The 26,178-nt window shown below is 55.2% G+C and carries 21 protein-coding genes and 1 other annotated feature; of the genes, 11 read left to right on the top strand and 10 right to left on the bottom strand.

The window, feature by feature from the left end; all coding sequences use genetic code 11:
• The 6 genes from M1136_12775 to ilvD form a co-directional block, all read right to left on the bottom strand.
• Positions 1–1,117: 3-isopropylmalate dehydratase large subunit (locus tag M1136_12775; GenBank protein MCL5076498.1), on the bottom strand; the 1,117-nt coding region annotated here is incomplete at its 3' end.
• The gene (locus tag M1136_12770) at positions 1,114–2,646 is read right to left on the bottom strand and encodes a 2-isopropylmalate synthase (GenBank protein ID MCL5076497.1); all 1,533 of its coding nucleotides are present in this window, start codon (positions 2,644–2,646) and stop codon (positions 1,114–1,116) included. The genes M1136_12775 and M1136_12770, both read right to left, overlap by 4 nt.
• A 57-nt stretch (positions 2,647–2,703) precedes the next feature.
• Positions 2,704–3,696 (bottom strand): ketol-acid reductoisomerase, encoded by a 993-nt coding sequence (gene ilvC / locus M1136_12765; protein ID MCL5076496.1) that lies wholly within the window; start codon positions 3,694–3,696, stop codon positions 2,704–2,706.
• A 227-nt stretch (positions 3,697–3,923) separates the two neighbouring features.
• Positions 3,924–4,433, bottom strand: coding sequence for an acetolactate synthase small subunit (gene ilvN / locus M1136_12760; GenBank protein MCL5076495.1), 510 nt, complete (start codon positions 4,431–4,433; stop codon positions 3,924–3,926).
• A 20-nt stretch (positions 4,434–4,453) separates the two neighbouring features.
• A complete protein-coding gene (gene ilvB / locus M1136_12755; GenBank protein MCL5076494.1) occupies positions 4,454–6,178 on the bottom strand; it encodes a biosynthetic-type acetolactate synthase large subunit in 1,725 nt (574 codons plus the stop codon).
• 154 nt (positions 6,179–6,332) lie between these two features.
• Positions 6,333–7,982: a dihydroxy-acid dehydratase gene (ilvD, locus tag M1136_12750; protein ID MCL5076493.1), complete on the bottom strand. Its 1,650-nt coding sequence runs from the start codon at positions 7,980–7,982 to the stop codon at positions 6,333–6,335.
• Between the two features lie 35 nt (positions 7,983–8,017).
• Positions 8,018–8,258, bottom strand: a binding site (T-box leader).
• Between the two features lie 169 nt (positions 8,259–8,427).
• Here ilvD and M1136_12745 point away from each other — a divergent pair.
• Both M1136_12745 and thrC read left to right on the top strand, forming a co-directional pair.
• Positions 8,428–9,726 carry a homoserine dehydrogenase gene (locus tag M1136_12745; protein ID MCL5076492.1) on the top strand — a complete coding sequence of 433 codons (1,299 nt, stop codon included), beginning with the start codon at positions 8,428–8,430 and terminating at the stop codon, positions 9,724–9,726.
• Positions 9,723–11,000 carry a threonine synthase gene (gene thrC, locus M1136_12740; protein ID MCL5076491.1) on the top strand — a complete coding sequence of 426 codons (1,278 nt, stop codon included), beginning with the start codon at positions 9,723–9,725 and terminating at the stop codon, positions 10,998–11,000. The genes M1136_12745 and thrC overlap by 4 nt, the downstream gene beginning before the upstream one ends.
• 24 nt (positions 11,001–11,024) lie before the next feature.
• Here thrC and M1136_12735 read toward each other — a convergent pair whose 3' ends face one another.
• A complete protein-coding gene (locus M1136_12735; protein ID MCL5076490.1) occupies positions 11,025–12,554 on the bottom strand; it encodes an APC family permease in 1,530 nt (509 codons plus the stop codon).
• Positions 12,555–12,717: 163 nt separating this feature from the next.
• On the opposite strand from M1136_12735, the gene M1136_12730 reads away from it, so the two are divergent.
• The gene (locus tag M1136_12730) at positions 12,718–15,183 is read left to right on the top strand and encodes a glycosyltransferase family 39 protein (protein MCL5076489.1); all 2,466 of its coding nucleotides are present in this window, start codon (positions 12,718–12,720) and stop codon (positions 15,181–15,183) included.
• A 5-nt stretch (positions 15,184–15,188) separates the two neighbouring features.
• Here M1136_12730 and M1136_12725 read toward each other — a convergent pair whose 3' ends face one another.
• On the bottom strand, positions 15,189–15,875 hold the full coding sequence (locus tag M1136_12725; protein ID MCL5076488.1) for a class I SAM-dependent methyltransferase: 687 nt from the start codon (positions 15,873–15,875) through the stop codon (positions 15,189–15,191).
• Between the two features lie 299 nt (positions 15,876–16,174).
• Between M1136_12725 and ssnA the strand changes: the two genes are divergently transcribed.
• Genes ssnA through M1136_12710 form a run of 3 tightly spaced genes read left to right on the top strand, consistent with a single transcriptional unit; the run spans position 16,175 to position 19,437 of the window.
• Positions 16,175–17,608, top strand: coding sequence for a putative aminohydrolase SsnA (gene ssnA, locus M1136_12720; GenBank protein MCL5076487.1), 1,434 nt, complete (start codon positions 16,175–16,177; stop codon positions 17,606–17,608).
• Positions 17,609–17,623: 15 nt separating this feature from the next.
• Positions 17,624–18,403: a selenium cofactor biosynthesis protein YqeC gene (gene yqeC, locus M1136_12715; protein MCL5076486.1), complete on the top strand. Its 780-nt coding sequence runs from the start codon at positions 17,624–17,626 to the stop codon at positions 18,401–18,403.
• Positions 18,400–19,437, top strand: coding sequence for a polysaccharide deacetylase family protein (locus M1136_12710; protein MCL5076485.1), 1,038 nt, complete (start codon positions 18,400–18,402; stop codon positions 19,435–19,437). Before yqeC ends, M1136_12710 begins: the two co-directional genes overlap by 4 nt.
• Here M1136_12710 and M1136_12705 read toward each other — a convergent pair.
• On the bottom strand, positions 19,408–20,484 hold the full coding sequence (locus M1136_12705; GenBank protein ID MCL5076484.1) for an aspartate-semialdehyde dehydrogenase: 1,077 nt from the start codon (positions 20,482–20,484) through the stop codon (positions 19,408–19,410). The genes M1136_12710 and M1136_12705 overlap by 30 nt on opposite strands.
• Before the next feature lie 12 nt (positions 20,485–20,496).
• On the bottom strand, positions 20,497–21,243 hold the full coding sequence (locus M1136_12700; protein MCL5076483.1) for a hypothetical protein: 747 nt from the start codon (positions 21,241–21,243) through the stop codon (positions 20,497–20,499).
• 517 nt (positions 21,244–21,760) lie between these two features.
• Here M1136_12700 and M1136_12695 point away from each other — a divergent pair.
• The 5 genes from M1136_12695 to M1136_12675 all read left to right on the top strand — a co-directional run bounded on the left by M1136_12695 (position 21,761) and on the right by M1136_12675 (position 26,154).
• Positions 21,761–21,934 carry a hypothetical protein gene (locus M1136_12695; GenBank protein ID MCL5076482.1) on the top strand — a complete coding sequence of 58 codons (174 nt, stop codon included), beginning with the start codon at positions 21,761–21,763 and terminating at the stop codon, positions 21,932–21,934.
• Positions 21,935–22,053: 119 nt separating this feature from the next.
• Positions 22,054–23,742: an ABC transporter substrate-binding protein gene (locus M1136_12690; protein MCL5076481.1), complete on the top strand. Its 1,689-nt coding sequence runs from the start codon at positions 22,054–22,056 to the stop codon at positions 23,740–23,742.
• 101 nt (positions 23,743–23,843) lie between these two features.
• Positions 23,844–24,806 (top strand): ABC transporter permease, encoded by a 963-nt coding sequence (locus M1136_12685; GenBank protein ID MCL5076480.1) that lies wholly within the window; start codon positions 23,844–23,846, stop codon positions 24,804–24,806.
• 21 nt (positions 24,807–24,827) lie between these two features.
• Complete coding sequence (locus M1136_12680) at positions 24,828–25,667, top strand: ABC transporter permease (protein ID MCL5076479.1); 840 nt, start codon at positions 24,828–24,830, stop codon at positions 25,665–25,667.
• 58 nt (positions 25,668–25,725) lie between these two features.
• Positions 25,726–26,154, top strand: coding sequence for a cupin domain-containing protein (locus tag M1136_12675; protein MCL5076478.1), 429 nt, complete (start codon positions 25,726–25,728; stop codon positions 26,152–26,154).
• The last annotated feature ends 24 nt before the right edge of the window (positions 26,155–26,178 follow it).

Genomic DNA, 26,178 nt, shown 5'->3' with positions numbered 1-26,178 from the left:
CCGCCAGGACACCCATATGGCCACCCAGGCAGGGGCCACAGGTTGGGGTACTGACCACCGCATTGGCTTCTAGGAAGACCTCCAGCAACCCTTCTTTCAGGGCTTGCAGATATACCGCTTGTGTGCCGGGTATGATAATGCAGCGCACATAAGGGTGGACTTGTCGTCCGCGCAGCACCGCGGCGGCCACGCGAAGATCCTCGATCCGCCCGTTTGTGCAGGAACCGATCACAGCCTGATCGATGGGTACATACCCCACCTGACTGACAGGCTTTGTATTGGATGGCAGGTGAGGGAAGGCCACCTGCGGCTCGATCTTTGTCGCATCATACTCAACGACCCTGGCGTAGACGGCGTCATCACTGAACTGGTAGATGGTATAAGGATGCTTGGCCCGTAAGGCGAGATACTCCATAGTCACATCATCTACGGCGAAAAGCCCCACCTTGGCCCCTGCTTCGATAGCCATGTTGGCCATAGTGAAGCGGCTGTCCATGCTCAGATGAACGATAGCCTCCCCAGCAAACTCCATCGCCGCATAGGAAGCCCCCTCCACGCCGATGTCACCAATCGTATGCAAGATCAGGTCTTTACCACTCACCCATTTTTGTAACCGACCATTGAAAACAAATTTGAGGGTAGGGGGCACCTTCATCCAGATACTTCCAGTAGCCATCGCCGCAGCGATATCGGTACTACCCATACCGGTGGCGAAGGCGCCCAAAGCGCCATAGGTACAGGTGTGGGAATCGGCCCCAATCACCACCTCACCCGGTAAGACCATCCCTTTCTCAGGCAGAATGACATGCTCGATGCCCATCTGCCCTACATCAAAATAGTGAACGCCTTGCTGGCGGGCGAAGTCACGCATCATCTTGACCTGTTCGGCCGCCTTGATATCCTTGTTAGGCACGAAGTGATCGGCTACGAGCACGATCTTGGTCGGATCGAAGACCCTTGCTAGTCCGATGCGCATGAATTCCTGAATGGCGAGAGGGGCCGTGATATCGTTGGCCAGAACAAGGTCGACTTTGACCTCCACAAAATCGCCTGCTGAGACTTCTTTCACGCCACTATGGGCCGCCAGAATCTTCTCGGCTAAAGTTAACTCTTTCATCTTGTCGCTCGCCCCTCATTTTGCCGCGTCGCCAGCAGTCTATTCAAGGCATTAATATAGGCTTTGGCCGAGGCGACGATGATATCCGTAGAAGCCCCCCGCCCAGTGAAGACGCGCCCGTTACTTTTGATCCGGATGGTGACCTCGCCGATGGCGTCGAGCCCCTCCGTCACCGACTGAACGGAGAATTCGATCAATTCATTGGGGACATCGATCAGGCGGTTAATGGCCTTGTAGACAGCGTCGACAGGGCCATTCCCCAGCGCTGCGTCAGCCAGCATTTGTCCATCCGGACCGATCAGCTTAACACTAGCTGTGGGGATGCTATGATCACCGCAGGAGACCTGTACGTGCTCCAAATGGTAAATCTCGGTTAGCCCGCGCACTTCGTCGAGGACGATGGCCTCCAAATCTCGATCCGTGATACGCTTCTTGTCAGCCATCTCCTTGAAACGAGTGAACGCCCGATTCAAATCTTCTGGGGAGAGCTCGTAGCCAAGCTCAGCTAGCCGTTCTTTGAAGGCATGCCTCCCACTCAGCTTGCCCAACACAAGTGTGCTCCGCACCTGACCAACCGCCTTGGCATCCATGATCTCAAAGGTGGTCCGCTCCTTCAAGACGCCATCCTGGTGAATACCAGACTCGTGAGCGAAGGCGTTAGCGCCTACGATGGCCTTGTTCGGCTGCACGGGGATGCCTGTGTAGGTGCTAACCAGATGGCTTGTCTTATAGATTTGTGTCGTGTCGATGTTCGTGGTCAGTCCAAAGAGGACATGGCGCGTGCGTAGGGCCATAACGATCTCCTCCAGGGCGGCGTTGCCGGCCCGCTCTCCTATGCCATTGATGGTGCACTCGACCTGACGGGCCCCTTTACACAGTGCGGCTAAGCTGTTAGCCACGGCCATGCCCAGATCATCGTGGCAGTGAACGGAGACTACGGCTCGCTCTATGTTGGGAACATTGTGCAATACACCTTCAATCAGTCGGCCAAATTCTTCTGGTGTGCTGTACCCGACGGTATCTGGAATGTTGACGGTAGTCGCCCCAGCGTCGATAGCCGCCGTAAGCACTTGATAAACATAGGCTGGATCAGAGCGAGTGGCATCCATGCAGGAGAATTCAACATCGCTGACATAGTATTTGGCCCTGGCTACCATAGCTGTGGCTATCTGTAGAGCCTCTTCACGGCTTTTACGGAATTGGTATTGGAGATGAATATCAGACGTGGACATAAAGACGTGCAGGCGGGGGCTCTCGGCCTCACGCAGGGCTTCCCACGCCCGATCGATATCTTCAGGGCGCACCCGTGCCAAGCCACAGATGGTCGACCCCCTTACCTCCTGGGCAATGCGACGCACCGCCTCAAAATCGCCTAGTGAGGAAATCGGGAATCCGGCTTCAATGACGTTAACACCCAGTCTAGCCAGTTGCTTAGCGATATCCAACTTCTCTTCGATATTCAAACTCGCCCCAGGCGTTTGTTCCCCATCACGCAAAGTGGTATCAAAGATTATCACCCTGTTATCCATAGACGCCTCCTTGAGAATCAGGACTTCTCATTCCTGATCCCCTCGCCTGTTCCGCTCCTACTCTCTCAGCCAGCTCATCATCCCCCGCAGCGTCTTACCGACGGTCTCGATCTGATGATTGGCCCATTGCCGCCGCATGGCGTTGAAGCTGGGGCGCCCAGCCTGATTCTCTAAGATCCAGCGGTTGGCGAAGGTACCATTCTGAACCTCTTTTAATATCTGCTTCATTTCGGCCTTGACCTGCTCATTGATGACGCGTGGCCCACTGACATAGTCGCCATACTCGGCCGTATCGCTGACAGAGTAACGCATGTAGCTCATCCCGCCCTGATACATCAGGTCAACGATGAGTTTTAGCTCGTGCAAACACTCGAAGTAGGCCAGTTCTGGCTGATAACCGGCCTCGACCAAAGTCTCAAAAGCGGCCCGAATCAGGGAGGTGACACCGCCGCAGAGCACCGTCTGCTCGCCAAAAAGGTCAGTCTCTGTCTCCTCGGCGAAAGTAGTGGTCAAGACCCCAGCCCTCGTGCAACCGATCCCCTTGGCATAAGCCAGGGTAAGCTCGGTGGCTCGGCCGGAGGCGTCCTGGTAGATAGCCAGCAGGGCTGGCACCCCCTTCCCCTCCGTATAGATGCGACGCATCATATGCCCGGGGCTCTTCGGAGCAACCATAGTCACATCTACCCCCTGAGGGGGGATTATCTGGTTGAAATGAATATTGAAACCGTGGGCGAACATAAGCATCTTCCCTTCGGTCAACCCTGGCTCCACTGACTGGTAATAAACCTCCCTCTGGGACTGATCAGGCACGAGCATCATTATGATCTCGGCCGCTTTAGCCGCCTCGGCGACTGTCTGCACAGCCAAACCTGCCTCCTTCACTGCTGCCCAGGACTTACTACCCTGGTACAAGCCTACGACAACGTCACAGCCACTATCCCTCAAGTTGAGGGCGTGGGCATGCCCCTGGCTTCCATAACCGATGATGGCTATCTTCTTGCCCTTCAGCAGGTTCAGGTTGGCATCGGCATCGTAATAGATCTTGGCCATGGTTTTTCCTCCTTAATAAATATTAGAATATTTTGAACCCTCATCCCCCTACCCCCTTCTCCCACTTCGTGGGAGAAGGGGGGATAGAAGATCGGGAGTACCCCAAACCCCAGCAGAGGGGCTTTGCCCCTCTGCACACCCCATCCGGCGGGAGAAGGAGGGATTAAAGGATAGGTCGAAGACTCTTCGAGGCAGAGCCCAAGGACTCCCCCCCATCCATATATTGATCATTCTTTCGCCTCGATCGTAGTTGCAGCCTTGGCGGCACCTCGCACCATCGCTACTCGCCCAGTGCGAACCATCTCCTTGATGCCATAGCGCCTCAACAGGCTGACCAGTGAATCCACCTTCTCCTCCGGCCCGGTCACCTCAACGATCAGCGAATCCGGAGCAACATCGACGATTTTAGCGCGGTAAATATCAACTATCTGCATGACCTCAGCTCGGGTGGCAGTGGTGGTGCTCACCTTAATCAAGGCCAACTCGCGAACGACGGTTGGATCCTGGGTAACATCACTGACCTTAATGACATCGACGATCTTGTACAGCTGCTTCGCTACCTGCTCGACGATGTTCGCTGTGCCCTCCACTACTACGGTCATGCGGGAGACACGAGGCACCTCGGTGTGGCCAACGGTTAGACTCTCGATGTTGAAACCACGTCGGCGAAAGAGGCTAACGGCCCGGTTAAGAACACCAGGACGATCCTCCATTAGGGCAACAACCGTGTGTTTCATCTCCCCCTCCTTAAAACGGCTCACTTCTGTGGGCCATGGATCATTTCTATAGCCGCTGCTCCAGGAGGAATCATCGGATAGACATTCTCCTCCCGGGCCACCCAAAAATCGACTATCGCCGGGCCGTCGTATTCCATCGCTTTTATAAGCGTCGGTCTGACCTCCTCTTTGGTAGTAACGCGAAAGCCAGCTGCCCCATAAGCTTCAGCCACTCTGGCGAAGTCTGGACCACTCAAAGGAGAGCCCAGATAGCGTCGCTCAAAGAATAGCTGTTGCCATTGGCGGATCATGCCCAGGTAGCCATTGTTCAGAATGGCCACCTTCACCGGGATCTTATCCTGTACCACTGTGGCCAGCTCCTGAATATTCATCTGAAAGCCCCCATCGCCGGCGATGGCCCAGATCAGCTCATCCGGGCGTCCAACCTTGGCACCCATCGCCGCCGGCAAGCTGAACCCCATGGTGCCCAGCCCTCCAAGAGGAGATGAAACTGTTGGGCGGTCGTAGCAATAGTACTGCGCCGCCCACATCTGGTTCTGTCCCACGTCGGTAACGATGGTGGCCTTACCCTCAGTAACCCCATAGATCTGCTGGACTACGTACTGAGGTAGCAAGACATCCGTCTCAGTATCGATAGTCAGGGGAAACTGTTCCCTCCAGCGGTTAATCTGCTCTACCCATTCCGTATGCTTAGCCAGAGCGATCTCCTTGTTCAGGGACATGAGAACGTTCTTGACATCACCGACGATGGGCACATCTACCCGCACGTTTTTACCGATCTCGGCCGGATCGATGTCAATATGAATTACGCGCGCCTTCGGAGCAAAATGGGACGTCTTACCCGTGGCGCGGTCGTCGAATCGCATGCCAATAGCGATTAACAGATCGGACTCATTAACGGCTGTGTTAGCATAAACCGAGCAGATTGTATGAGGTATACCGAAGGACAAGCGATGTGACTCGGGGAAGGAACTGATGCCAAGTAGGGTGGTAATCACGGGGATATCGCCCTTCTCGGCCAGCTCCCTCAGATCGGCGAAGGCCCCCGAAATGATGACGCCGTGTCCGGCCAGGATCACCGGTCTCTCAGCCTCACCGATCAAGGCGGCCGCTTGTCGGATCTGGCGCTGGTGCCCTAGCAACGTGGGCTTATAGCCCGGCAGACGTATCCCCTTCGGATATCCAAAGTTTGTCTTGGCCGTTTGAACATCGCGAGGGATATCAATAAGCACCGGTCCGGGGCGACCCGTAGTGGCCAGATAGAAAGCCTCCTTGACTACAGGGGCCAGATCCTCCACTCGTGTTACCAGGTAGTTGTGCTTGGTAATGGGTTGGGTGATGCCCGTGATGTCTACCTCCTGGAAGGCATCCTTACCAATAAGAGGGGTAGCAACCTGCCCCGTGATGGCCACTACAGGCGAAGAGTCAAGACAGGCATTGGCGATACCCGAGGTCAGGTTAGTCGCCCCTGGCCCGGATGTAGCAAAGCAGACCCCCGGCCTGCCTGTGGCCCGGGCATAGCCATCGGCAGCATGGGCTGCCCCTTGCTCGTGGCGGACAAGGATATGGCGGATCGGATATTCGTAAAGGGCATGGTAAAGAGGGAGCGTCGCCCCGCCAGGAATGCCGAAAATGACCTCTACGCCCTCTTTTAATAAACATTCACATAATATCTGGGCACCACTAAGCTTTTTGCCCTCAGGCGCTTCTATTGGTCCAACTGCAACCGGTTTGCTAACGGCCATAACCTTCAACCTCCCTCCAACGACGGGGCCTCCCGGAAAAATCCTTCGAACCCTCCGTTTTTGTCCCCTTCAGTATACCTCATACAATCTTCAAAATACACTGACGACCCCTAAGCCAATCGCCTGCCTGCGTGCACACCACACAGGCAGACACCTAGCGGAAAATGGCCCCCGTACATGCTGAGGTCACCCACTCCGCATAGCGGCGCAGATAGCCCTCTTTGAGGCGCGGTTCGAAAGGCGGCAGATCGCGCCGTCTCGCCTCCAGCTCGTCCTCACTCAGCTCAACGTTCAGCTGGTACCTGGGAATATCAATAGCAATAATATCACCGTCTCGAAGGGCAGCTATGGGCCCCCGCTCAGCAGCCTCCGGTGAAATATGGCCGATGGCCGCCCCACGCGTTGCCCCACTGAACCGGCCGTCAGTGAGCAAGGCTACCGTGTCATCCAGTCCCATCCCTGAAAGAATAGCTGTCGGTGTAAGCATTTCCCGCATGCCCGGTCCACCTTTCGGGCCCTCGTACCGAATCACTACTACCTCACCGGGGCGAATCTTTCCATTCATAATAGCCTGCGTAGCCGCTTCCTCGCTCTCGAAGACCCTGGCTGGACCGCGATGAACCAGCATCTGCGGATCCACAGCCGCCCGCTTCACCACCGCGCCGGCAGGGGCGAGGTTACCAAAGAGGATGGCCAGCCCACCAGTTGAGGAGTAGGGGGTACCTGAGGGCCGAATGACCTCGTGATCAAGCACCCGTGCTTCTCCAACATTTTCGACGACAGTCTTGCCTGTCACCGTCACGGCATCACCGTGCAGCAGCTCCTTCAGCTCGCCCATCAAGGCCGCTATGCCCCCGGCTCGGTCCAGGTCTTCTACGTGGTGATGGCCTGATGGACTGACCTTGACCAGATGAGGTGTCCGGGCTGATATATCGTTGAGCGAGGCCAGGGGGAAGTCCCGTCCGGCCTCGTGGGCGATGGCCAAGAGGTGAAGAATGGAATTGGTTGATCCCCCCAAGGCCATGTCGATGATGAAGGCATTACGAATGGACTTATCAGTGATGATGTCACGCGGCTTGATATCCTTCCGCAACAGCTCCATCACCTGCATGCCGGCCATCTTCGCTAAATGGATACGACCGGCCATCACAGCCGGAATCGTCCCATTACCGGGCAGTCCCATCCCCAGAGCCTCCGTCAAACAGTTCATGGTGTTGGCTGTGAACATCCCAGCGCAGGAGCCACAACCGGGACAGGCGGCCCTTTCCAACGCCTCCAGTTCGGCAAGGGACATCTCCCCCTTGGCCACCTGCCCTACAGCCATAAAAACCGTATTGAGATCTATATCACCCTTGTGTTTGCCGGCCAGCATCGGTCCGCCGCTGGTGAAGATGGCCGGAATATTTAAGCGAACAGCGGCCATTAGCATGCCCGGGATGATCTTGTCACAATTGGGGATGAAGACTAAGGCATCAAAGGCGTGAGCCTGTACGACCACCTCTACCGAATCAGCGATCAGCTCCCGGCTGGCCAGGGAATACTTCATTCCACTGTGGTTCATAGCGATGCCGTCACATACACCGATAGTATTGCACTCAAAAGGGGTACCGCCGGCCATACGCACCCCGGCTTTCACTGCCTCGGCTATCTGCCTCAGATGCAAATGGCCGGGGATGATCTCGCTGGCCGAGTTAATTATGCCGACGAAGGGGCGCTCTAGCTCCACATCGGTACAACCAAGGGCCCTCAACAGCGAGCGGTGTGGCGCTCGCTCAATACCACGCTTGATGATGTCACTTCTCATATCGTGCTCCTCAAAATAAAAAAATTTCTCGTCCACTAAGGGACGAGAACTGAATCCCGCGGTACCACCCCCCTTGATGTCGCCACCTCTTTTGCGGTGCGACATCCTCTTGAAGCACGTTAACGGGTGCCACTCCGACCGGAGCTAAACGGGTTTACCCCCTTCGCTCCAGTTGCTCCGAGGCGAGTTCGGAAGATCCATACCACTGAGTTCCCACCACTGCTCAGCTCTCTGGAGGTTGGTAGCCTTCCTACTACTCCCCATCACAGCCATTCGCCTTTCAATTTGGTTTAGATAGTAGCATAAAAATGGAAAGGATGTCAAGTTTTTGCTATAATCGCTTTGGCATGGAGCAAGTCAAGGAGATATGAACTTCGCGAGGAGCGTCACTGCCGAGTGACGCTTCGATTATGCTATAAGGCATCTTAATCTGGAGAGGCTGGGGATGAACAAAGAGAAAACAACCATAAAAATAGGCCTGATGGGTGCCGGGACGGTCGGTTGTGGTACGCTAGAGCTGCTCCACAAGAAGAGAGCTCAAATAGCCAAAACCATCGGCTGCGATCTTGAGATCAGCAAGGTATTAGTGCGTGATCCCCACAAGGAGCGCTCGCTCCCGGTCAAACGCAGTCTGTTAACCACTGATGCCGCGGCCATCCTTCATGATCCAAGCATCGCGGTCGTTGTGGAGGTCATCGGTGGTGAGGAACCGGCTTATACCTACATCAAGGAGGCACTGCAGCGGGGAAAGCATGTCGTCACGGCCAACAAGGAAGTGATCGCTAAGTTTGGATTCGAGCTGCTGCGCTTGGCCGAGGAACGAAGGGTTAATCTATTCTACGAACCGAGCGTTGCCGGGGGTATACCGGTGATAGATGTGATCCGGCGTGGATTGATCGCCAATGAGATCTTAGGTATCGAGGCTATTCTGAACGCCACCACAAACTACATCCTGACCAAGATGAGCGAGGGAAACATCGACTTCGCCACGGCGCTGCGGCAGGCGCAGTCGCTAGGTTATGCTGAAGCCGATCCATGCAACGATATCGAGGGGATCGATGCTGCTTACAAGCTGGCCATTCTGAGCACCCTGTCCTTCAAGACGGAGGTTCGCCCAGACGATGTCTACCATTATGGTATCGCTGACCTGGAGGCGAAGGACTTTCGCTATGCTAAAGAGATGGGTTACGTCATCAAGCTCCTGGCTGTGGCCAGGGTTATTAACGATGAGATCGAAGCCTGGGTACATCCGACCTTCATTCCAGACCATCACCATCTGGCCAAGGTGAATGATGTCTTCAATGCCGTGCTCTTCAACGGCGATCAAGTAGACCAGTTTATGCTCTATGGCCCAGGGGCTGGAGCAGCACCGACCGCCTCCGCCGTAGTGGCAGATCTATGCACCATCGCTCATAACCTACAGCGGGGCGTGATCGACGAGATGGGCCTGCACCGGCGTCAACGCTCTGTGCGCCACTTCGGTGACCTTGAATCCCGCCATTACATCCGCATGCAGGTAGACGACCGCCCCGGCGTGTTGGCCCAAATCTCCAAGGTGTTGGGCGATGAAGAGGTTAGCATCGCCTCCGTGATCCAGAAGGAGACGGATGAGACGGCTCGCTCTGCTGAGCTGGTCTTTATGACTCATCCAGCCAAGGTCAGCAAGATGAAAAACGCCTTAGTCAAGATCGAGAGGCTGGCGGTAGTGAGGAAGGTCTCCAGCACCTTTATGGTTCAGAAATGAATCTGAGATGTATAGATTGTCGATCCACCTACCCGATCATACCAGCCCGCCATCGCTGTGATTGTGGGGGGCTACTTGACGTTGTCCACGATCTCTCCTCCCTTAAGGATCGTCCCCTAAAACAGCTCTTTGAAACACGGCAAGGCTGTCAGGAACCTCCTTACAGCAGCGGCGTGTGGCGCTATGCGGAGCTCATTTTTCCCATTGATCAGGGACAACTGGTTTCTTGTGGGGAGGGGCATACTGGGCTATACCAGAGCGAGCGGCTATCAAAATGGGTGGGGCTCGAATCCTTGAGACTGAAACACGAGGGACAAAATCCAACCGGCTCTTTTAAAGACCGCGGAATGGCTGTGGGGACGACACATGCAAAGATAGTGGGCGCCTCTTCGGTGGCCTGCGCCTCCACGGGCAATACCGCCGCCTCGATGGCTGCCTACGCCGCCAGTGCTGGCCTCACCGCCTTCGTCTTCATCCCCCAGGGCGAGATTGCCTACGGCAAATTGAGCCAGGCTATCGCCTACCAGGCGCGCACCATTCAGGTGAAAGGGGATTTTGACGCCGTTCTCTCCCTTGTCTGGGAGGCAGCCAAGAGTCTGGGCATTTACCTCCTGAACTCGATTAACCCCTTCCGTTTAGAGGGACAGAAAAGTATCATCTTGGAAACCCTCCAACAGCTGCGGTGGTCAGCACCGGACTGGATAGTAGTACCCGGAGGCAACCTGGGCAACGCCAGCGCCTTCGGCAAGGCGCTCCACGAGTTAAAAGAGTTAGGGCTCATAAATCGCATCCCCCGCCTGGCGGTAATTCAGGCGACAGGAGCCAACCCTTTCTACGCAGCCTACAAGAACGGTTTCAGGTCCTTCAACCCGGTGAAGGCCGATACTGTGGCCAGTGCCATTCGCATCGGTCGGCCGGTGAACTACCCGCGTGCCCGTCGGGCCATCGAATGGACCAATGGGGTTGTGGAGGAGGTCGACGATGCCGAAATACTGGACGCCAAAGCCCAGGTCGACGGGGCGGGCATCGGCTGTGAACCGGCCTCAGCCGCGGCAGTTGCGGGGGCGAAGAAGCTCCTGAGTAAAGGTATCATCAAGAGGGGCGAGGCGGTGGTGGCTATCCTGACCGGGCACCTTCTGAAGGACCCCGATACCACCGTCAATTACCATTTGAGTAAGATTCAGGGGACCACCTCCACCTACGCCAACCGTCCGATCGTTATCGAGCCGAAATTGGCCGAAGTGATCGCCTTGCTCCAAAGATCGGACCTGTGACAGCTATCCTCTCCTTAGCTCGCTTTACTCCTGTTTTATATTGGAGACGATATGGGATAGGGGACGTACCTGGGCCCGGCGGGGGGGCTGAATGGTGGCAAAGATGGACATCTTGAGGGCGCGCCGGTAGGAAAGATAGAGCAAAAGCCCAACTATCAGCCAGAGGAAGCCGACGATTCGACCAAACTCGTGACTGTAGACCACGACTAACCACGTACTGAAGGTGCCTAATCCCCCAACGATGGCCGTGAGCGGTATGTCCTTACCCCTCAGAGAGACATTGAAGGGAATCTTAAACGGTCGGGGCATATCTGGATGTCTTACTCGCAGGGCGATGATCGAGATGTGGGCGAAGGTGAAGGCCAGCATCGCCCCAAAGCTATAAAGATCAGCCAACAGCTCAACGCTGCCAGGAGTGATTAAGATAGCGGCCACCAGGGCGAAGACAATGATGGCGCTGTGGGGTGTGTGAAAACGACGGTGCACCTGGCTAAGAAGGGGTGGTAACTGCTTGTGCTGTCCCATAGAGTAGGCCAGGCGCGATAACCCCAGGATGCCAGCGTTCGTGGCGATGATCAAAATAGTTGCTGCTAGTATGCCAACCCACGCTCCCAAAACGGCGCTGAAGCCAGCGGGCAGGTGATGGACGATGCCCATGACGGGGTCTTGTAACCACCTTGTGCCCAGCTCAGTGCTCCAGCCTCCATCAGGCTGCTGCATGACGGGCATAGCGCTTAAGGCGACCACAGAGATGAAGGAGTACATTCCCAGGACAGCGACAAAGACCAGATTGACCGAGCGGGGGATATCGCGCCCCGGATTTCTGGATTCCTCGGCCAAATTGGAGACCGTCTCGATGCCGGTGTAGGCGATCATTGAGATCGAGATGCCATAGAGAAGTTGGTGCCAGGTGGGCGCTACGCCCAGCTGAATATTAGAAAGTAGTATCTGCGGGCTGAAGAGGAGTAACATGCCTATGACGACGAGGATGGCTTGCGTAGCCAGGTCCAAGACAGCCAAACCGATATTTACCCCAGTAGCCTCCTTCACTCCAATAACGTTGATTACCGCTAAGATGGCCACAACAACTATGCCAAAGAAGCTATTAAGAGGCCACGTCTTGAGGGTTGGGAAGAAGACAGCCAGGTAGTTTGGCACCTCAAAGGCAGAAATGGCGATGGTGATGATGTAATCCAGCATCAGGGCCCAACCGGCCACGAAGCTGACCAGTTCATTGAAGCCTCGCCGGGCGAAGCTGGAAGAGCCACCCGCTTCAGGGATGGCCGCCGTTCCCTCGGCATAAGAGAGAGCTGTGCAGGCGAAAAGAAGGCCGGCGAATACGAACACGACAGGGGTTAATCCCAGGGCATAAAGGGCGACGACTCCCAGCGCATAATAGATGGAAGAGCCAACATTGCCATAGGCGCTGCTGAAAAGACCGGGCACCCCCAAAGCCCGTCGCAATCGTCTTACGTGGAGAATCCGTCTACGAATATAAAGGTCCCCTGGGTGGCGGCCACGGAGACGCTCTGCTTCTAGTGAACCCTCTTCCAACGGATACCCTCATCAACAGCAGTTTCATAGCCGCGCACCATCATAGCACCTCTGCAGGGAAGATGTCGAGTCTGCTCAACAAGATATATCCACCCTCCCTTGTGGCCTATTTTGGAACTATGCTAAACTGGGGTCCAAAAGATCTATTTGAGATAAGTGTCCCATGCCTATTATAGCCCTCATCATCTTGTTGGGCTTCGCCCTGCGTTTGTTTCAGCTGGCCAATCAGAGCTTTTGGTATGATGAAGCTGTCAGTCTCTACTATGCGGCCCATGACCTGCCCTCGTTGCTCAACATTGTTTCGAACAGCGAGCATCCCCCTCTTTATTTCCTTTGTTTACACTTCTGGCTGAGGCTGACTGGACGCAGCGAGTTCTCCCTGCGTTTTCTTTCCCTGCTCTTCGGACTGCTCCTTGTCCCTCTCACTTACAAGCTGGGCTACAAACTATTCGGTCGAAAGGTGGCCTTCCTCTCCGCCTTCCTTAGCAGCATCTCTCCCTTCCAAATATGGTATTCGCAAGAGACACGTATGTATACGATGGGGGCCTTCTTTGCACTACTCTCGGCCTACCTCTTCTTCTCTGCATTGTTTGCCCCACAACCGGCTGAAACGGAAAACACTAGCAGGCAGGAGAAAGCAATAACCCACCTAAGACAGGCATCCTCTTGGATCGCCTACGTCTCGGCCGGCATCCTTGGCTTCTACAGCCATTTCTATGTGGCTCTAGTATTAGCGGCTGAAGGCCTCTTCTTTCTTTGGTCCGCCTGTGGCGGACGATCCGGCCTACCAGGCAAACGGCTATTAACAGCTGGTGTGGCCCAGGGGACGATGGCCCTGGCCACAATCCCCTGGCTACCCTTCATATGGAGACAATATGAGATTAATGCCACCTACTACGAAGGATCGATAAGTCCGCTTCCTATCCTGCGCTCGATATTCCTCTCCTTCAGCATAGGACCATTGGAGGAGGGGACAGATATGTGGTTAGCGGCCATCTTCTTAATCGTTCTCTCCCTTCTTCCCCTCTCCTGGCTCTGGCAAAGGTTAAGGCGGCCGCCGCACCATCGCGAGCAGCGCCAGGAATCCACCGTCTGGGGGCAGCGCAGCCTGACCTTTCTCCTTTTCTGTCTATTCATCCCCATCCTGCTGACCTTGATCCTGACGCAGGATCGACCGAAGTTCGCTCCCCGCTACCTTCTGCCCATCACTCCGGCTTACTACATCTTGATCGCCACCTGTCTCCCAATGGTCGAACCGGTGAGGCGACGATGGCGGATTGCTTGGAATTTATTTCTCGCCTTAGTCATCCTTCTGATCACAGCTACGTCAGGCTATAGCCTTTACAATTACTATTTTATCGAGAAGTACGCCCGTGACGACTTCCGGTCGGTGGCTGGCTACATCGTCGCCCATGAGCAACCTGATGACGTCATCATCCTTGTGGGTGGGCATGCCCTACCAGCCTTCGACTACTATTACAGGGGGCAGGTGCCGCGATACCCCCTACCGCCAGGCATCATTCTCTCCCTGCAACGACCAATAACCAACGAATCCTTATCGCAGTTGAATGAGATAACCTCAGGGCATGGGCGAGTCTGGCTTGTTCTCTGGCAAAACCTGGAGGCTGATCCTGGCAATCTGGTCCTCAACCAGTTCTTGGCTGCCTGCCCACGCCTGGAGGTAGACCGCTACTTTCACGGCATCAGCCTGCTCTTATTTTCGCTTGAGACGAAGCCCCACTTCCCCGTCGAGCCATCCCCAGAGTATCACCTCAAAGCTAACTTTGACACAAAGATCGCTTTACTGGGCTATCGCCTCTCTTCAGCACACCCCGCCCCTGGAGAAACCATTCGCCTAACCCTCTACTGGCAAGCACTGGCTAAGATGGATCAAAACTACACCGTCTTCGTCCATATCCTCAACCAAGGTGAACACATTTGGGGTCAGATGGATAAGGTGCCGATCAGCGTTCACTATCCTACCTCTAAGTGGCGGATCGGCGATCTACTTCAGGATGATTATGATCTGCGAGTATTACCGGGCACTCCACCGAGACGCTACGCTATAGAGATCGGTCTCTACCTCAGGACAACTATGAAGCGGCTCCCCATTTTGGACGAAAGCGGTCGCCCAAGCGGTGATCGTCTGCTTATCCCAGGAATCATAGAGGTGAGGAGAGTTACCCCCATGCCTTTGGAAGCGTTTGATATTCAACACCCTGCCTACTACCGTATGGGGGATCAAATCACCCTCTTGGGTTACAATCTGGAGCCAAATAGCCTTATTGACGAAGGCGTATTGCGCTTTACCCTGTTCTGGCTGGCTGAACGACCCATCGCGCGCCACTACCTGGTCAATGTTCAGGTTCTTGATCAGGAAGGGAACGTTCGCCTCGTCCGTACCACCGCTCCAGTGGATCGGCAATACAGCACTACTCGCTGGGAACAAGGAGAGATCGTTAGGGATATCTACACCGTTGGTCCTCTGACTGGACTATCAGACAGCGAATATCTCCTGCAAGTAGCCTTGATCGACGCTGAAAGTAAAGAGGGCTTAGTGGTCTATGATAAAGAAGGACGGGTGCTTGGTCAGGTGATCCCCCTATACCGCTTCCATCTGAAGAGATGAACCGTTCAACCCCTTTTCACCACCCGCGCCGCCAGGAAGGCTCCAAGCGGCTTCGCCACCAGGGAGGCAAGATCATCGATGATTTTGGCGAAGCGACCCCGAGCGATGAACGGCCAGGGAGGGAAGAATATGACCCCTTCCCAGGAGACCTCGCCGTAGGGGTGGAGTAAGCGCAACAGTTCAGGCGCGCTGAAGAAGTGGGCCTGAGCGTAGAGGCTATCCTTCCGCCGGGCTCGGCCGATAGCCCAGATGCTCCAGGCGTTCAATACGCCTATCACCAGGCGCCCACCGGGCTTCAGAACGCGCCACATCTCGCCTATAGCGAGATCGGGAGAAGTAATGAACTCCAGAGTCGTCACGCTGAGGACCACATCGAATGTTTCGGAGGCAAGGGGTAACGCCTCGGCCCGAGCGCGTATGAAGTCTACGTGTAGATCTCTAGCCCTCGCCTTTCGGGAAGCAATGGTGATCATCGCCTCAGAAGAATCAAGCCCTACCGCCCTCGCCCCTCTTCGGGCCAACTCTAGGGTATAGTTGCCTGTCCCACAGCCCACGTCCAGGGCTAACTCACCCCGTTCAATCCCGGCGAGGGAAAATATAGCTCGCTTCTCCAGGTCATCGCAGAGCGCTCCCAGAGGTGCCTTATACCATTCATCGTACCCAGAGGCTATAGTCTCAAAGGTAACCGCCACAGATGCCCTCTTTCTCCCTTTACCGTTCCCACCAGCTCATTATGCGGAATCTAGCTATTTTTGCAATATCACTTCAGGGTGCTCTCACCCCCCTCAGTCCCCCTCTCCCACTTCGGGGAGGGGGAGGGGAGATTAGGGCGGAGCCCTAGAACCCTCCAAGGAGGGGATGCCCCTTCTGGACTACCCCTCTGCAGGAGAGGGGGGAGGAGACTCTTTAATTAGCCTCCGCCAGCCCTGTCAAATCAAATGATAATGTTACCGAGAGGTGATGCTTGACGAACAGGTGGCTGGCGGATACAATGGCACCAAAAATGAGGGTGGAGGAGACGATGCTTATCACCAATGGCGCCTTACTTACCTTTAACCAGAACAACGACGTCATCACCGATGGCGCTATCCTGATCGAGGACAACGTTATTGCTGCTGTTGGAACGACCGCTGAGCTCCGCGCCGCACATCCAGAGGAGGAGGTACTCGATGCAGGGGGCAAGGTAGTGATGCCCGGCCTGCTCTGTGCACATACCCATTTTTACGGGGCCTTCGCCCGAGGGATGCCTTTTTCCGGCGAGGCACCAGCCAACTTCCCCCAGATCTTAGAACGGATTTGGTGGCGTTTAGACAAAGCTCTCCGCCCCGAGGATATCCGCTACAGTGCCTATATCTTCTTGTTGGATGCGATAAAGAACGGCTGTACAACTATCATCGACCACCACGCCAGCCCCAACGCTATCGATGGCAGCCTTGATGTAATCGCCGAGGCTGCCCAAGAGGCGGGGGTGCGTTGCAGCCTCTGTTATGAAGTGACTGATCGCGATGGAAAGGAAAGAGCTATCGCTGGCATAAGGGAAAATGAGCGGTTCATCAAGAAAGTGCAGCAGGCGAGACGAGCGGGGAAGGAAACGGACAGAACCAGCCTCCTCGGAGCTACCTTTGGCTTGCATGCCTCTCTGACCCTTTCAGACCAGACGCTGGCCAAATGCGTGGAGACGGCCGCGCCCCTTGGGACTGGCTTTCACATCCATGTAGCAGAGGATATGGCCGACGTAGAGCAAGCCCTGAAGATAAGTGGGCGAAGGGTGGTGGAACGTCTGGCCCAGGCGGGCATCCTGGGTGCCAAGACCATCGCTGCCCATTGCGTCCATATCAACGAGTCCGAAATGCAAATATTGAAAGAGACGGGTACACGTGTTGTTCATAATCCACGCTCCAATATGAATAACGCTGTCGGTGTTTCTCCCGTATTAGAGATGCTTGGGCGGGGGATTGAGGTTGGCCTGGGCAATGATGGTTTCAGCATGAATATGTTCCAAGAGATGAAGGTGGGTTACCTTTTACCTAAGCTGGCCAAACGTGACCCGCGGGTTCTGGGGGTCGATCAGATTTTAGCGATGGCTTTTCACCACAACGCGGCCACCGCAGCCAGTCACTTTGAGCTACCTCATTGGCCTCCCAAGTCCCTCTCCCCAGCTGTTTCGACAGCCAAGTATCCTTTCAGTGAGCTGAGTCCAGGAGCCTACGCCGATATAGTCTTACTCGACTATGACCCCCCTACTCCACTACATAAGGGCAACGCTGGTGGGCACCTGATCTTCGCTATAGACGGGAGCAATGTGGTTACCACCATCGCCAACGGCAAAATCTTGCTGAAAGATCGCCAGTTGCTCACCCTCGATGAGGAGCGGATAGCGGCGCGAGCCCGCCAGCTGGCCCCCCAAGTCTGGGCCAGACTCTAGCTACCCCATCTGCCGATGTCGCTAGTCAGTGCTCTTAACGTAAGCGATGGGGAAGTGATCTCCTTCACCGGCGCCGGTGGCAAGACGACGGTGATGTTTCGGCTAGCCAGGGAGTTAGTTGAACAAGGCAAGAGGGTAATCACCACTACGACAACGGCTATCTATGAGCCGACCCTTGAGGAGTCAGATTATCTGCTTCTGGCTGAGCGGCCTGAGGAGATGCTTCGCCTGATTCGGGAAGGTCTGAGACGCTATCACTCACTCACGGTAGCCACTGGCTACCGCTCAGAGGGACAACGGCGCAAGTTGCAGTCACTGGATCCCTCCTTGATCGCCGAGATCGCCGCTTTGCCTGAGGTATCGAACGTGCTGGTCGAGGCCGATGGGGCAGCGGGGCACTTGATTAAGGCCCCAGCTGCTTATGAACCGGTGATTCCCCCTTGCAGCGGTCTGGTCGTCTTCGTTGTGGCGGTAGGAGCGATAGGGAAACCCCTTACCCCGCAAGTGGCTCATCGTCTGGAGCAGGTGATGGCCGTGACCGGTCTTTCTTCGGGATGCATCCTCAGCGCGGAGGCTGTGGCTAAGCTTATTATACATATGGAGGGAGGGGCAAAGGGATTACCACCCGGGTCGAGATACGTCCCGTTCATCAACATGGTCGAGGACGAGGGTAGCTGTACCATCGCCAGGCAAGTGGCTGCCCTCGTCCTGGAGAGCGGCCTGGCTGAGCGGGTTGTCTTTGGCTCAGCCAGGGGACTAGCCCCCATCGAGGTAGTGTTGTCCAGCTACAAATGAGATCAAAACAGCGCCTCGTTTATCTTCTCATCTTACTTCTGTTAAGTAGCAGCGCCTGTCTGGGACCGGGCCCGCAGAAGACCACTGACCAGTGGGGCAGAGCTACACTTAAGACGGAAAGGGTGTATCCGACAGTGATCTCCTCACCACCCCTAACGCCTCCCCCTACAGCGATGATCACTCCCACCGTTAGTCCTCCCGCAGTGCTTAGCCCCACGGCTACGATAGCCATTACTCCAATTCCCACCGCTACATCGGCAGTGATGGCCACCCCCACCGCTACGCCAACAGCGCTGGCTACCCCTCCAGCTGCTTCTCCGCTGAGGATCAATCCGGAGGCGGCCCCTCACCAGCCAGCTAAAACGGGTGTAGCCGTACCCATCTTGATGTATCATCATATTGCAGAAGCCGATCCGGCCGAGGCTTATCGCTTTGAGCTCTCCGTCCACCCAGCCACTTTCGAAGCCCAGCTACGCTATCTGGCTGAACATGGCTATCATTCCATCTATCTGGATCAATTAATCGCCCATCTTGAGTTGGCTATCCCGCTCCCCCCAAAACCGATCATCTTGACTTTCGATGACGGCTATAAAGACAATTACACCCACGCCTATCCCCTTTTACGCAAATATGGTTTCGTGGGAACCTTCTTCATCATCAGCGGTCTGGTGGGGCATAAGGGGTATATGTCTTGGACAGAGATAAGAGAGATGAGTCAAGGAGGTATGTCCATAGAGTCGCACAGCGTCACCCATCCCGATCTGGCCGTCGCCTCAGACACCGTTATCCAGCGCGAGGTCAAGGAATCGAAGGCAGCTATCGAACGAGAGGTGGGAAAGCCAGTCAGGCTCCTGGCTTATCCCTCCGGCCGCTTCAACCAACGGGCGATAACCATCTTGCAAGCCAACGGTTATCGAGGGGCTGTCTCAACCCTCTTTGGTTTCAATCATTCCTTCCCTCAGGTTTATGCCTTGCGGCGGGTACGGGTTAGTGGGAAGGATTCTCTAGCTGGATTCGTGAGCAAGTTGCCCTAACGTTTGATCGGTACTGTACGGTGGAGGCTGACGCCGAAGCCAGCCACGCTCAATCAGCGCCTCAGCGATTTGGACAGCGTTCAGTCCGATCCCTCTCCGCAGGTTATCAGCTACAACCCAGAGGATGATCCCATGAGGATGGGAAACATCCTGCCGTAAGCGCCCGGCGCAAACCTCATCCTGTCCAGCCACCGACCAGGGTTGCGGGTAGAGGCTGACGGCCGGATCATCCATGATGCGGATACCGGGGGCTTCTGTCAGGATAGCCGTAACCTCGTCAGGTTCCAGTTCGTGGCTCAGCTCGATGTGCAGAACAGCGGAGTGTCCAACGTAGACCGGTACCCGTACAGCGGTGGCCGAGACGGCCAAATCCGGAGCATGCATGATTCGCTTCATCTCCTGGATAACACTCCATTCTTCACGTGAATAACCATTATCCAAGAAGACGTCCACCTCTGGTAAGAGGTTGAAGGCGATCTGATGGGGAAAGACATGGGGAATGACCGGTCGCCCTTCCAGGATGAGATTAGTTTGGGTACTGAGCTCTTCGACAGCCACGGCACCAGCAGCGGAGACAGATTCGCAGGCAGCGACGATTACCCGTTTGAGTGGGTTAACTTTATGGAGAGGATATAAGGCCATAACCAATTGTACGGTCAAAGGGCTGGGATTGGCGATGAGTCCGGCATGTCCTTGCAGGTCCTCCAGGTTGACCTCAGGCACCACTAAAGGCACGGTCGACGTCATCCGGAAGGCATAGCTGCTATCGATGACTGTCGCCCCAGAGCGGACAGCAATAGGGGCTAGAGCGGCACTGCTGTCTGCTTCCGTACAGAAGAAGGTGATGTCGATGCCTCGGAAGGAATGAGAATCTAATTCCTCTATTTCCGGCTCCCCTGGCCGGGGCACGATTCGCCTCTCCGTCACTTGATTAGTGGAGAATAGACGAAGCTCTCGAAAGGGGAAGTGACGTTGCCTGAGGACCTTAAGCAACTCCTGCCCAGCAAGTCTAGTGGCGCCAACTATGGCCACATTATAATTCCGCAAACCGTCGCTCTCCTACGGTAGTTTGATCTCGATGGGCTTGCCGTAATCAAGAAAGGTGAGGGTGGTATCGGCTGTCTCTTCCTGACCAGTAGGTGATTTATACTTGACGATCACTCTTTCTTGACGTGGAAGCTCTGTTATCTTGTCGATCCAAACTTCACCATCGACGGCAATCACTTTGGCCATGTCCCTGGCATGTGTAGCATCGACGGCGGCTACCTTGGCCAAGACAGGAGAGAAGGCGAGGTGCTGATGCTCTGTACCCCCCAACACCTGTACGCCGAGATCAGAGACAGTACCGAAATTTCGCAGGTAGACAATAAGGGTATAAGGGGAACTGCCCGGTCCGATCCCACCCCAAGCCAAAGTGCAGTCCCGACGCTCGCCACGGGAGTCGGCGCAGAAGGTCTTACCATCGACGCTGGTGACAGTCTTGAGCACATCAGCCTGGCCAGATAGTGTCCATTGGAACCTATTCGGCCAGATGATGGCTCCCTGCCCCTCATATTTCCATTCGCTAGGACGTCCTTCGTAAGTATAGTGGTGGGTGGCGGAGATGGTGAAGCGATAGCTGGCGGCTTTATCCATCTTACTCAGAGCTGTTTCCAGCAGTTTGATCGCTTCCATCCTTTTGGCCTCATTTTTGGTAGGAGAGGGGACCGGCATGGTGGGAGTTGGAGTAACAGTGGAGGTTTGGAAACAGGCGGTAAGCAACCCCAAGAGAAAGATAAGAATCACGGCTAACTTAATATTATTCATCCAGACCTCCCTGCCGTTTTAGCCACTGGGGTTTGGCACAGTATACAACGAGAGAAGATTATTAGCAAGATATTGTTTTCGTTCGACAGAGCCTTTTTACGGTGATGGTGCTGAATTTGAAGCGGTCGAAGACTCTTCGAGATGGTGCGGTTGTTGAGTGGGATAGGGTTCCGTGGGGTGATTTGTGGTGTAGCCAGGTAGGGGCGACCGGCCGGTCGCCCCTACCTGTGTCCAAAAGGAACAAGGAGGCGGAAAGATGGGCTAAACAAGGGGTCTGGAGGCAACTACAAGGTGAGAAAGCCCTAGAAATGGGCTAAATACGGCGAACACTGCCTTATTTGAGTCCGAAATGAGCTACGTAATGAGAAGAGAGGTGTACGTGCTCAATGTCGTTCAACGCTCTCACAACGGTTTTTGACATGTGGAGATATTTAGGATATAATGATATAATAAAGGATGGAATTTCCAGATACGAGAGGGCGTGGTAAACGGATGACATGGCTATGTCCGGTCGCAGATGAGAGCCAATTCCCTGGCCGATGCCTACCGTGCCCGTTGGGCTGGTGGTACTCAGGCCAGTAGGGAGGGCGCCGAGTGGGATGTAGTCAAGGCAGCCACCGTCTTTGTATTTGCTCCGGTCATGGTCATGTTCCTCTCCGGTGGGCATCGGTTCATGCATGGGACTCTCTAGACGAGGCCCAGGAAGTAGCACATAAAGGAGGTGATGACAGCGCGTATCGTATAGAGATAGTCAGCCTATCAGCCTAAGAGTCGGTTTTTCAATCGGCCCAAAGAAGAGGAGTAAGAACAATGGAGGAAGTCGATAGGTTACAAAGTTTGTTCACCTCAGGGAAGATAAGCCGCCGAGAGTTCATCGTGCGAGCTACAGCCATGGGGCTCTCCGCATCTAGCATAGCAGCCCTCCTCTCAGCTTGTATCCCATCGCCGGTCGCAGTGACACCGACGCCAACGGCCACCCGCGTACCGCCGACTCCTAGCCCTGTCCCTGGCCCAGCAATTGGGGGCACCCTGGTGGAGCAGTTCCTGACCGAACCAAGAGTTCTCACCCCGAACTATGTCTTCGATGCCTGGATGTTCTACGTAGCCTCTGTAGTCTTCAATCGGCTGGTCGCCTACAATGGTAATTGGGAGATTGTCCCCGATCTCGCCGAGAAATGGGATGTTTCCCCTGACGGGAAGACCTACACCTTCTCCCTGGCCAAGAATGTTAAATGGCATGATGGCCAGAAATTCTCGTCTGCCGATGTCAAGTGGACCGTAGAATCAATCCAACAGACGAAGGGTGCAGCTACCGCATCCCGAGTGGCGAACGTGGCCAGCGTGGCAACCCCTGATGACAACACCGTCGTCTTTACCCTCAAGAACCCCGATGCCACCTTTCTTGCCGACCTGGCACACATCTGGTCCTTCATGATCCTGCCCAAACACCTGTACGAGAATACCGACCCCCCGAATAACCCCTACTATAACAAGCCCGTAGGAACAGGGCCCTTCAGGTTCGTCGAGTGGCAGAAAGGCTCCAGTATCACTGTAGAGGCGAGCAAAGACTACTGGAAGGGGCGACCCTATCTAGACAGGGTCGTGTACCGTCTCATCCCCCACTACCCCACAGGGTTGGCCGCCTTGGAGGCGGGTGAGATTCATCTCACCACGCTCGAAACGCTCACTGAGGGGCCGCGCTTGGCGAAGGACCCCAACATCCGCATCATCTCCTGGCCCGTGCCCATCCTCTTCTGGCTGGGTTTCAATGTCACCACTGAGCCGTTCAATAAGAAGGATGCCCGCCTAGCTATCGCCTACGCTGTGGATCGTGAAGATGTCAGTCAAAAGGCCTATGGCAGCTATTATAAGGCGGCCAGCTACGCCTATCTACCGTCTATCACTTGGGCATTCAACACAGCTGCCAAGCAACCATCGGTTGACCCAAAGAGGGCTGAGGAGTTGCTCGACAAGGCCGGGTTCCCCAGAGGCGCTGACGGCGTGCGTATGCGCGTCAGCCTGGTGGCTCCGTTGGCCAATGGACTAGACAATGTGGCCACAGTAATCCAGGCACAGCTTAAGAAGATTGGTGTCGAGGCCAAGGTAGAAACCCTGGAGTTCGGCGCCTATACCGAAAAGGTGTTGAAACGCTATGAGTTCCAGCTCACGCTCTCCGGGGGATACCAGGGGCCCGATCCCAGCGAGTGGGTGCACTATGTGGGGACAGGCGGCTTCCGCAACGCTATGAGATACAGCAACAAACAGGTAGACGATCTGTTCAAGAGAGGACGCGAGGCGAAGACGCAGGCTGAGCGAAAGGAGGCCTACTTTCAAATTCAGCAGATCATCATCGATGATGTGCCTCGGGTCAACATGGTCGAGTTCTCCTTTGTCTATCTGCTGCGCAGTAACTGCCAAGGTCTCTGGATGGAGCCCGATGGCCTGAAGAAAGGACTCAAGTACAACGACCTCAGCGCTGTGCACATGGCGAAGCGATAGACCATCAGGCACTGCCTGGGGCCGCAGTGATTGTTGGCTTGGTGCAATGGCCCACATTGCACCAAGCTACGCCTTGGCTCAAAGGCTATTCATAATAAAAAGTGACTAGCTACATTTTGCGCCGTCTGCTGGAATTCGTTCCAGTGGTGTTGATGATCGTGCTGATTAACTTCCTGATCATCCACACTGCACCCGGTGATCCAGCGGTGATTATGGCCGGTGAAGACGCCAAGCTCGATTATATAGTGGCCGTGCGGCAAAAGTATGGGCTTGACCAGCCGCTCACGGTGCAGCTCTGGCGATATCTCAGCTGTCTAGCTGAGGGAGACCTGGGGCGCTCTTTGAGCCACGACCGGCCAGTGGCCGAGCTCATCCTCTCCCGACTGCCAGCGACGATCCTCTTAGTGCTCAGCAGCCAAATCGGGGCTATCGTTGTTGGTATCGTCCTTGGCACCTATGCCGCCCAGAGATATGGCAGCAATGTGGATCGCTTCCTGACGGCCTTATCCTCTGCCGTTTACTCCGTCCCCGTCTTCTGGCTTGGTCTCCTCTTGATCCTGCTATTTGGGCTGAGGTTACATTGGGTACCCACATCTGGGATGGTGAGCATTGGCCAAACTTACAAGGGCTTTGCCTACGTGATGGATGTTCTCCACCATCTCATCATGCCCCTTACAACCCTGATCCTTGCCTATTGGCCCCCATATTATAGGGTTACCCGCACCAGTGCTATCGATGTTTTGCATGAGGAGTATGTAGCTGTAGCCCGTTCCAAGGGCCTTAGCGAAAGACAGGTGTTCTACCGCCACGTGCTGCGGAACGCCATAATTCCTACAACATCCCTTGCCGGTCTTCAGCTAGGGTTCGTCGTTGCTGGTACCGTACTGGTGGAAACAGTATTCGGTTGGCCGGGCATGGGGACCCTGATGTACAATGGCATCCTGTCCCGAGATTACCCTATACTGATGGGTGTATACGTCGTGGTCTCTATATCTGTGCTTTTGGCCAGTCTGCTTACAGACCTTGCGTACCTGTGGCTGGATCCCAGGGTAAGCTATCGGTAATGAGTCGAGTATTGAGGTCATATGATCGGTAGATTCCTTGGTGCGTTATGGATCACGCTGCGAAGGGAAAAGATTGCTGTCCTGGGCCTTGCCCTGGTGCTAGGCTGGACGGTTGTAGCTCTGGCTGCTCCCTTCATCTCGCCTGCTGATCCATACGAATTGACCACGGCAAGGTTGGTGTCTCCTAGCCGCGAGCACCTATTGGGCACCGATCCTTTCGGTCGTGATGTCCTGAGTCAGATCGTATGGGGCACCAGGGTTTCGCTTCTGTTCGGGCTTGGTGTGGCTGGATTATCTGGGTTAGTAGGCATCTTTCTAGGCGCCATTCCAGGGTACTTCGGTGGACTAGTGGATGATGTCGTTTCCCGCCTCACCGAGATTTTCCTTATGATCCCCTCACTTATGCTGATCATTCTGGCGGTAGCCCTTTTTGGTAGCGACATCTCGATCGCGATTGTCATCGTGGCCCTGACCATGTGGCCGGCCAACGCCCGTATCATGCGAGGCCAGGTGCTTCAAATCAAGGCCCGAGGGTATGTCCTGGCGGCGTTAAGCTACGGAGCGGCGAGCTGGCGTGTTCTTTTAAGGCATATCTTCCCTAATGCCCTGCCCCCAGTAGTAGCCAATGCCACCTTGCAGATGGCTTCGGCTGTGATCGTGGAGGCAAGCCTGAGCTTCTTAGGGTTAGGGGACCCCAATCACGTCAGCTGGGGACAGATATTGTACCGAGGCCAGTTCTCTCGTTCTGCGTGGTGGCTCTCCATCTATTCAGGACTCGCTATCTTCCTCTTGGTGTTAGGCTTTAATCTCCTGGGTGATGCTGTGAACGTTGCCCTTAACCCGCGGCTACGAAGGGGGTAGAAGAGGCCCGATTTGAGCTGCAGGTCCAGCACATATTCACGATGAAAGGAGTCCTATCATGGCGAGGGAAGAACTAAGGGGTCGGGCGGTGCGGCTTGCTGATGTGCGCCCGCGCCTCCTGGATACAACGAACTACATGCATCGAGGAGATGGCCGTGTAAGTGACTTGTTGACACCGGAGCGGGCAGGGACCAAGAATATGATCCTCGGCACCTCCGTCTACAACCCGGGATCGGTCACCTGGGCTAAGATTCATAACTTTGAAGAGGCCGTATATGTTGTTTCTGGGCGAGGCATCTTCTACGTAGAGGAGGAAGCCATCTCTCTGGAACCGGGAACCGCACTCTTCATCCCGCCAGGTGCCAGACACAACATCGAGAACAATGGCACAGAGCCCCTGGTGTTCATCTTCGCTGCCGCTCCTCCACCTGCGCTGGCCCCCACCTTTCCAGATACACAGACATCGTCCAGGCGGGTTGATGTCTAGTTGCGAAAAGTGCAGAGCAATCCT

It is taken from the genome of Chloroflexota bacterium, assembly GCA_023475225.1.
Classification (GTDB): Bacteria; Chloroflexota; UBA6077; order FW602-bin22; family JAMCVK01; genus JAMCVK01.
Note: the sequence above shows the minus strand (reverse complement) of the source record. Positions and strands in the feature narration are given on the sequence as shown.

Bases quoted from the DNA above. Each gene is read 5' to 3' on its own strand.
- ilvC (MCL5076496.1), bottom strand. From the start codon at position 3,696: ATGGCCAAGATCTATTACGATGCCGATGCCAACCTGAACCTGCTGAAG.
- ssnA (MCL5076487.1), top strand. From the start codon at position 16,175: ATGGCACCAAAAATGAGGGTGGAGGAGACGATGCTTATCACCAATGGC.
- yqeC (MCL5076486.1), top strand. From the start codon at position 17,624: ATGTCGCTAGTCAGTGCTCTTAACGTAAGCGATGGGGAAGTGATCTCC.
- M1136_12695 (MCL5076482.1), top strand. From the start codon at position 21,761: ATGAGAGCCAATTCCCTGGCCGATGCCTACCGTGCCCGTTGGGCTGGT.
- M1136_12745 (MCL5076492.1), top strand. From the start codon at position 8,428: ATGAACAAAGAGAAAACAACCATAAAAATAGGCCTGATGGGTGCCGGG.
- M1136_12690 (MCL5076481.1), top strand. From the start codon at position 22,054: ATGGAGGAAGTCGATAGGTTACAAAGTTTGTTCACCTCAGGGAAGATA.
- M1136_12730 (MCL5076489.1), top strand. From the start codon at position 12,718: ATGCCTATTATAGCCCTCATCATCTTGTTGGGCTTCGCCCTGCGTTTG.
- M1136_12770 (MCL5076497.1), bottom strand. From the start codon at position 2,646: ATGGATAACAGGGTGATAATCTTTGATACCACTTTGCGTGATGGGGAA.
- M1136_12700 (MCL5076483.1), bottom strand. From the start codon at position 21,243: ATGAATAATATTAAGTTAGCCGTGATTCTTATCTTTCTCTTGGGGTTG.
- M1136_12710 (MCL5076485.1), top strand. From the start codon at position 18,400: ATGAGATCAAAACAGCGCCTCGTTTATCTTCTCATCTTACTTCTGTTA.
- ilvB (MCL5076494.1), bottom strand. From the start codon at position 6,178: ATGGCCGTTAGCAAACCGGTTGCAGTTGGACCAATAGAAGCGCCTGAG.
- ilvD (MCL5076493.1), bottom strand. From the start codon at position 7,982: ATGAGAAGTGACATCATCAAGCGTGGTATTGAGCGAGCGCCACACCGC.
- thrC (MCL5076491.1), top strand. From the start codon at position 9,723: ATGAATCTGAGATGTATAGATTGTCGATCCACCTACCCGATCATACCA.
- ilvN (MCL5076495.1), bottom strand. From the start codon at position 4,433: ATGAAACACACGGTTGTTGCCCTAATGGAGGATCGTCCTGGTGTTCTT.
- M1136_12680 (MCL5076479.1), top strand. From the start codon at position 24,828: ATGATCGGTAGATTCCTTGGTGCGTTATGGATCACGCTGCGAAGGGAA.
- M1136_12675 (MCL5076478.1), top strand. From the start codon at position 25,726: ATGGCGAGGGAAGAACTAAGGGGTCGGGCGGTGCGGCTTGCTGATGTG.